We start from the raw sequence: 7151 nt of genomic DNA, 5'->3' as shown, positions 1-7151 counted from the left end.
GAGCGCGGCCGCTTCCCTTGTCCCGTTCACCGCATAAGAGGTCAATGAAACCTCACCACGTATGGTGAACGGAACCCTTCCACCAGTGCAACATGCAACGCCCATTGCCGGATGGCGGCTACGCCTTATCCGGCCTACATGGTTCCGATTGTTCCAGCGGCTCCGTTTCGCAAATGCAACATTCAAAACCATTATTTAACCGATGGTTATTATTAATTTAACCGTTTTGTAACTTATTTACGGATTGCAGGTAAATAAATGCGAATCGGATAAAAATAGTGGTCGGATGAGTAGTAAAATTACCAACAAACCGGTATTATTTTGAGCAGATTTCAGTCTCGCAGCGTTTTTTCGTTATTCACTTACCGCTGCGGTAACTTTTTTCCGGTGCCCGATACCGGCCTGACAAAGGGGAGAGATTTATGAACACATACAAAATGTTTCCAGCGCACATTGTGCTGATGCGTCGTGCTTTCGCCGTTGCGGCGGGCCTGCTGGCACTGCCGGTGATGTTGTTCTGGAAGGATCGCGCACGGTTCTACAGCTATCTGCACCGCGTCTGGGCGAAGACCAGCGAGAAACCGGTATGGATGGATCAAGCAGAAAAAGCAACCTGCGACTTTTATTAATCGGGCTACACACAGCAACCCGATCGCGCCACCGCACTTGCGGTGGCTTTTTTTTACCTGCGCCCTTTGACTACAATGACTATGTCTAATCAAGGAGTCGCTATGAGTGAGAAAATCCCTGTCGGCATCAGTGCCTGTTTATTAGGGGAACAAGTCCGTTTTGACGGCGGCCATAAGCGGCTTGCCTTCGCAGTTGAAGAGCTATCACCGTGGATGCGTTTTGAGCCAGTCTGCCCGGAGATGGCCATTGGCCTGCCGGTGCCACGTCCGGCGCTGCGGTTGGTCAAAGAGGAGAGCGGTGTATCGCTGCGCTTTAGCGACAAGCGGGAAGGAGATTTAACCGAGCAGATGGCGCACTTCTCCCGTGAGCGCGTCAGCCGTCTCGACCATTTGTGCGGCTACATCGTCTGCGCCAAATCCCCCTCCTGCGGCATGGAGCGGGTGCGCGTATACGACGCGGATGGCAAAAACAACCGCAAAGCCGGGCGCGGCATCTTTACCGACATTCTGATGGAGACCCATCCGTGGCTGCCGGTGGAAGAGGATGGTCGCCTGCACGATCCCTATATCCGCGAGAACTTTGTTGAGCGTATTTACGCCCTGCATGAACTGAACAGCGTGCGCGAGCGTGGCCTGACGCGCGGGGAGCTGATTGCCTACCACAGCCGCTACAAGCTGTTGCTGCTGGCGCATTCGCAGCCGAAGTATCGCGAGCTGGGGCGTTTTGTCGCCGCCATCCATGAGTGGGCCTCTCTCGACGAGTGGTTTGTGGAGTATCGCCAGCGTCTGATGGATCTGCTCTCACACCAGGCCACTCGCCGCAACCACACCAACGTGCTGATGCATGTGCAGGGCTACTTCCGCAAGCAACTCAATGCCCGCCAGCGTGAAGAGCTGTCGAAGCTGATCGACAGCTACCGCCAGGGCATTCAGCCGCTACTGGCACCTGTCACCTTACTAAAACACTATATGGCTGAGTTCCCGGACGCTTATCTCTCCGGACAGCGCTATTTTGACCCCTGGCCGGAAGCGCTGCGCTTACGTTACGGACATTAGGAGCATTATGACCACCCATCTGGTCTGGTTTCGCACGGATTTGCGCGTGCACGATAACCTCGCGCTGGCGGCGGCCTGCCGCAGCGCGAACGCAACAGTAAAAGCCCTCTTTATCGCCACGCCGAAACAGTGGCAGCAGCACCTGATGGCACCGCGTCAGGCTGCGCTGATTGAGTCCCATCTCAATGCGCTGCAGCAGGCGCTCGCCGAGCGCGGCATTGAGCTTCTCTACCGCGAAGTGGATGACTTTGCCGCCAGCGTGCAGGCAGTCACTGAGGTCTGCGAGCAGGAGCAGGTCAGCCACCTTTTTTATAACTATCAATACGAGCTTAATGAGCGCCAGCGCGATGCGGCGGTGGAGAAAGCACTGACCAACGTCGCCTGCCAGGGGTTTGATGACAGCGTGATGCTGGCACCGGGCAGCGTAATGACCGGCAATCGTGAGATGTTTAAGGTCTTCACCCCCTTTAAAAACGCCTTTTTGCGCCGTTTAAAAGAGGATCTGCCGGAGTGCGTCGCTGCGCCGCAGCCGCGCGAAGGCGGGGCGATCAAGGTAGAACCGCTGTCGCTCAACTACCCACAACAGCCCTTTGACGAAAAACTCTTCCCGCCGGATGAGAAGCAGGCCATCGCCCGCTTGCGCCACTTCTGCCAGCACCAGGTGGCAGAGTATGAGCAGCAGCGCGACTTCCCGGCAATTGAGGGCACCAGCCGTCTCTCGGCAAGCCTCGCCATCGGCGCGCTCTCGCCGCGCCAGTGTCTGCACCGCTTGCTCGCTGAGCAGCCGGGTGTGCTGGAGGGCGGTCCCGGCGCGGTGTGGCTGAGCGAGCTTATCTGGCGCGAATTTTATCGCCACCTCATCACCTACCATCCGGCGCTGTGTAAGCATCGCCCGTTTATCACGTGGACGGAAAAGGTGCAGTGGCAAGATAACGCACAGCATCTGGAAGCGTGGAAAAAGGGGATGACCGGTTATCCGATTGTCGATGCAGCAATGCGTCAGATGAATGAGACTGGCTGGATGCACAACCGTCTGCGTATGATTACCGCCAGCTTCCTGATCAAAGACCTGCTTATCGACTGGCGGGTGGGAGAGCGCTATTTTATGGCTCAACTGGCGGATGGTGATTACGCGGCGAACAACGGCGGCTGGCAGTGGGCGGCCTCGACCGGTACCGATGCCGCGCCCTACTTCCGTATTTTCAACCCGACTACTCAGGGCGAGCGTTTCGATGCGGACGGCGAGTTTATTCGCCGCTGGCTGCCGGAGCTGAAAACCGTGCCGCCGAAGGCTATCCATCAACCCTGGGTCTGGGCAGATAAGCAGGGCGTTAAGCTCGATTATCCGCGCCCGATTGTCGATCATAAACAGGCGCGAAGCGCCACGCTGGCGGCCTATGAAGCCGCGCGAAAAGGGTAAGAGTGAGCATGAAAAATACCGAACTGGAAAAATTGATTAACGAAAAACTCAACAGTGCGGCGTTCAGCGATTACGGCCCGAATGGCCTGCAGGTTGAGGGGCGAGAAGAGATCCGCAAAATCGTCACCGGCGTCACCGCAAGTCAGGCACTGCTGGATGAGGCTGTGCGCCTTGAAGCTGATGCGGTGATCGTGCATCACGGTTACTTCTGGAAAAACGAAGCGCCGATCATTCGCGGTATGAAGCGCAACCGCCTGAAAACCCTGCTGGCGAACGATATCAACCTCTACGGCTGGCATCTGCCCCTAGACGCCCATCCGGAATTGGGTAACAACGTGCAGCTTGCTGCACTGCTTGGCATCACGGTGCAGGGGGAGATTGAACCGCTGGTGCCGTGGGGTGAGCTGTCGATGCCGGTTCCCGGTCTCGAACTGGCATCGTGGATCGAAGCGCGTCTCGGGCGTAAGCCGTTGTGGTGCGGTGATACCGGGCCTGCCACCATCAAGCGCGTGGCGTGGTGCACCGGCGGCGGTCAGGGCTTTATTGATAAAGCCGCGGCCTTCGGCGTCGATGCCTTTATCACCGGCGAAGTGTCGGAGCAGACCATTCACTCCGCGCGCGAGCAGGGTCTGCACTTCTTCGCGGCCGGGCACCACGCCACCGAGCGCGGTGGCATTCGCGCCCTCGGCGAGTGGCTGACCGCCAATACCGATCTGGACGTGACCTTTATCGATATCCCTAACCCGGCGTAAGGAGCAGGCAAGTGCAGCGAGCGCGTTGTTATCTGTTAGGCGAAACCGCCGTCGTGCTGGAGCTGGAGCCGCCGGTGCAGCTGGCGACGCAAAAGCGTATCTGGCGGCTGACGCAGCGGCTGGCGACATTCCCGGAGGTGGTGGAAGCGATCCCGGGGATGAATAACGTAACCGTTGTGCTGCGCGATCCCACCACGCTGGCGCTCGATGCGATTGAGCATCTGCAGCGCTGGTGGGAAGAGAGCGAGGCGCTGGAGCCGGAGTCACGGACTATTGAGATCCCGGTGGTTTACGGCGGCGAGGCCGGGCCGGATCTGGCGCATGTCGCTGACCACTGCGGCATGAGCGAAAAGCAGGTCGTGGAGCTGCACGCCTCTATCGAATACCGGGTGTGGTTTATCGGTTTTCAGCCCGGTTTCCCCTATCTCGGCGGCATGCCGGAGGCGCTCACGACGCCACGCCGGGCGGAGCCGCGCATTAGCGTGCCTGCCGGGTCGGTCGGCATTGGCGGCGCGCAGACGGGGATTTACCCGCTGGCGAGCCCCGGCGGCTGGAACCTGATTGGTCGCACCGATCTGACGCTATTTAACTCGCGCTTAGCGGAGCCGTCGCTGCTGCGGCCTGGGGATACGCTGCGCTTTATCCCGCGCAAGGAGGGCGTATGTTAAAAATTCTTCGCGCGGGGATGTATACCTCATTGCAGGGCGGGAAACGCATCGGTCTGCGTCAGTCCGGCGTCAGTTACAGCGGCGCGCTCGATGGCCCGGCGCTGGAGATTGCCAATGCGCTGGTCGGCAACGCGTCGGAGGCTGCCGCACTTGAGATAACCCTCGGCCAGTGTGAAGTGGAGTTCGCCCGCGACGGCTGGTTTGCTCTCACCGGCGCAGGCTGCGATGCGACGCTTGATGGCACGGAGGTCTGGACCGGCTGGCGCTTTGCGGCGAAGGCCGGGCAGCGGCTGGTGCTGAATCGCCCGCGCTTTGGCGTGCGCAGTTATCTCGCGGTCGCAGGCGGTTTCGATCTGCCAGAGGTGATGGGGTCGGGCAGTACCGATCTGAAAACCGCTATTGGCGGGCTGGAGGGGCGCTTGCTGCGCGATGGCGACACGCTGCCGCTTGGCACTCCTTCGCGGTCGTTTAGCGCGCAACAGGGCGTGAAGCAGCTGTTATGGACCAACCGTATCCGCGCACTGCCGGGGCCGGAGTATCACGAATTTGATGCCGCCTCCCAGGAGGCATTCTGGCGTCTGCCGTGGCATATCAATCCGCAGAGCAACCGCATGGGCTACCGCCTGCAGGGGCAGCCGCTGGTGCGCACGACCGAGCGGGATCTGCTCTCCCACGGGCTGCTTCCCGGTGTTATCCAGGTGCCAGCAAATGGTCAGCCGATTGTGTTGATGAATGATTGCCAGACCACCGGCGGTTATCCGCGTATTGCCTGCATTATCGAAGCCGATCTCTACCGTCTGGCGCAAATTCGCCTCGGTCAGCCCGTGCACTTTGTACAGTGCTCGCTCGACGAAGCGTTGCAGGCACGGCGCGAACAGCGGCTGTTCCTCGATCAACTGGCGTGGCGGCTGCGCGATGCGGATTGATTTAAACGCCGATATCGGTGAAGGCTTTGCCGCGAATGACCGCGAGCTGATGCAGGTGGTGAGCTCGGTGAATATCGCCTGCGGCTTTCACGCCGGTGATGCCGCCACCATGCTCAGCTGCATTGAGCAGGCATTGGCGAACGATGTCGCTATCGGCGCGCACCCGTCGTTTCTCGATCACGAAAATTTTGGCCGCAAGAGAATGTCCACCGCGCCGGAAGTGGTCTATAGCGAGGTGCTCTACCAGTGTGGTGCGCTGGCGGCGCTGGCGAAGTCCCGCGGTGCGAGCCTTTCGCATGTGAAACCCCACGGCATGCTCTACAACCAGGCGGCACAGGATTCAGCGCTTGCCGAGGCTATCGCCCGCGCGGTGCGGGATCTCGATCCCGCTCTAATCCTGGTCGGGCTGGCGGGCAGCGAGCTGATCCGTGCAGGCGAGCGGCTGGGGTTAGCGACGCGGGAAGAGGTGTTTGCCGATCGCGGTTATCAGGCCAGTGGGCAGCTTGTGCCGCGTGGTGAGCCGGGCGCACTGATTGAGGATGAGCAGCTGGCGCTGGCGCAAACGCTCGAGATGGTGCAGCACAGGCGTGTCAAAAGCATTGCGGGTCACTATGCGCCCGTTAACGCGCAGACGGTCTGCCTGCATGGTGATGGCGCGCATGCGCTGGCCTTTGCCCGCCGTTTACGCGCCGCGTTTATTGCCGAAGGCATTACCGTTTCATCACGCTGATAAGGAGTTTTCATGCCGGAAGGACCGGAGATCCGCCGCGCGGCGGACACGCTGGAAGCCGCGATTAAGGGTAAGCCGCTGACCGAGGTCTGGTTTGCCCAGCCGCATCTTACTGATTATGCCGCCGGGCTGGTGGGGCAGCAGATCGATGCCATTGAGACACGCGGCAAAGCGCTGTTAACGCACTTTTCCGGCGGGTTAACGCTTTATAGCCACAATCAGCTTTACGGCGTCTGGCGCGTGGTGAAGGCGGGCGAGATGCCAGAAACCAACCGCGTGTTGCGCGTGCGCTTGCAGGCGGCGGATAAAGCGATTTTGCTCTACAGCGCCTCGGAGATTGCATTGCTGACGCCGGAGCAACTGGCGCAGCACCCCTTTTTGCTACGCGTAGGGCTGGATGTGCTGGATATGCGCTTAACGGTGGAGGAGGTGAAAGCGCGTTTGCTCTCACCGCGCTTTCGGCGTCGGCAGTTTGCCGGGCTGCTGCTCGACCAGGCGTTTCTCGCAGGATTAGGTAACTATTTGCGCGTCGAAATTCTCTGGCACAGCGGGCTGACCGGGCAGCGTAAAGCCGAACAGCTTAGCGAGAGCGAGCTGGATCTGCTGGCAGAGGCGTTGTTGGCAATCCCGCGTCTCTCGTATCAAACCCGTGGGCGTGTTGATGAGAAGAAGCATCACGGGGCGCTGTTTCGCTTTAAGGTGTTTCACCGTGCCGGGAAAAAGTGCGAGCGCTGCGGCGGGATCATTGAGAAGACGACGCTCTCCTCACGCCCCTTTTATTGGTGTCCGGGGTGTCAGCGGTAAACAAGTCAGTGGCAAATGAGAACGTGCCGGATGGCGGCTGCGCCTTATCCGGCCTACGGACCGTGCCACCGCAACCATCGTCGGCCCAATAAGCGCAGCGTCATTGTGTCATTGAGTGGGTAAGTACAATCGTAGGCCCGATAAGCGTAGCGCCATCGGGCAATAT

At 59.7% G+C, this 7151-nt stretch carries 8 protein-coding genes; all 8 read left to right on the top strand.

Annotation, left to right across the window (positions count from 1 at the left end; translation table 11 throughout):
- Positions 1-422: 422 nt before the first annotated feature.
- On the top strand, positions 423-629 hold the full coding sequence (locus IAE48_RS23050; protein WP_054803727.1) for a YbfA family protein: 207 nt from the start codon (positions 423-425) through the stop codon (positions 627-629).
- A gap of 102 nt (positions 630-731) precedes the next feature.
- Complete coding sequence (locus tag IAE48_RS23045) at positions 732-1685, top strand: 2-thiouracil desulfurase family protein (RefSeq protein WP_200135696.1); 954 nt, start codon at positions 732-734, stop codon at positions 1683-1685.
- A gap of 7 nt (positions 1686-1692) precedes the next feature.
- Positions 1693-3105, top strand: coding sequence for a deoxyribodipyrimidine photo-lyase (phrB, locus tag IAE48_RS23040; protein WP_200135695.1), 1413 nt, complete (start codon positions 1693-1695; stop codon positions 3103-3105).
- Between the two features lie 8 nt (positions 3106-3113).
- The gene (locus tag IAE48_RS23035; RefSeq protein WP_094420463.1) at positions 3114-3857 is read left to right on the top strand and encodes a type 2 GTP cyclohydrolase I; all 744 of its coding nucleotides are present in this window, start codon (positions 3114-3116) and stop codon (positions 3855-3857) included.
- Positions 3858-3868: 11 nt separating this feature from the next.
- On the top strand, positions 3869-4525 hold the full coding sequence (gene pxpB, locus IAE48_RS23030) for a 5-oxoprolinase subunit PxpB (RefSeq protein WP_200135694.1): 657 nt from the start codon (positions 3869-3871) through the stop codon (positions 4523-4525).
- Positions 4519-5451 carry a 5-oxoprolinase subunit PxpC gene (gene pxpC / locus IAE48_RS23025; protein ID WP_200135693.1) on the top strand — a complete coding sequence of 311 codons (933 nt, stop codon included), beginning with the start codon at positions 4519-4521 and terminating at the stop codon, positions 5449-5451. The genes pxpB and pxpC overlap by 7 nt, the downstream gene beginning before the upstream one ends.
- Positions 5441-6181, top strand: coding sequence for a 5-oxoprolinase subunit PxpA (gene pxpA / locus IAE48_RS23020; RefSeq protein WP_200135692.1), 741 nt, complete (start codon positions 5441-5443; stop codon positions 6179-6181). Before pxpC ends, pxpA begins: the two co-directional genes overlap by 11 nt.
- A 12-nt stretch (positions 6182-6193) precedes the next feature.
- Complete coding sequence (gene nei / locus IAE48_RS23015) at positions 6194-6985, top strand: endonuclease VIII (RefSeq protein ID WP_200135691.1); 792 nt, start codon at positions 6194-6196, stop codon at positions 6983-6985.
- Positions 6986-7151 lie beyond the last annotated feature (166 nt).

Origin of the sequence: Kosakonia sp. S57, assembly GCF_016516575.1 — a bacterium.
GTDB lineage: Bacteria > Pseudomonadota > Gammaproteobacteria > Enterobacterales > Enterobacteriaceae > Kosakonia > Kosakonia cowanii.
The sequence above is the reverse complement of the archived record's forward strand: the minus strand, read 5'-3'. Positions and strand labels throughout refer to the sequence as shown.

Coding starts and splice junctions, on each gene's coding strand:
- IAE48_RS23035 (WP_094420463.1), top strand. CDS start 3,114: ATGAAAAATACCGAACTGGAAAAATTGATTAACGAAAAACTCAACAGT.
- IAE48_RS23050 (WP_054803727.1), top strand. CDS start 423: ATGAACACATACAAAATGTTTCCAGCGCACATTGTGCTGATGCGTCGT.
- pxpC (WP_200135693.1), top strand. CDS start 4,519: ATGTTAAAAATTCTTCGCGCGGGGATGTATACCTCATTGCAGGGCGGG.
- phrB (WP_200135695.1), top strand. CDS start 1,693: ATGACCACCCATCTGGTCTGGTTTCGCACGGATTTGCGCGTGCACGAT.
- nei (WP_200135691.1), top strand. CDS start 6,194: ATGCCGGAAGGACCGGAGATCCGCCGCGCGGCGGACACGCTGGAAGCC.
- IAE48_RS23045 (WP_200135696.1), top strand. CDS start 732: ATGAGTGAGAAAATCCCTGTCGGCATCAGTGCCTGTTTATTAGGGGAA.
- pxpA (WP_200135692.1), top strand. CDS start 5,441: ATGCGGATTGATTTAAACGCCGATATCGGTGAAGGCTTTGCCGCGAAT.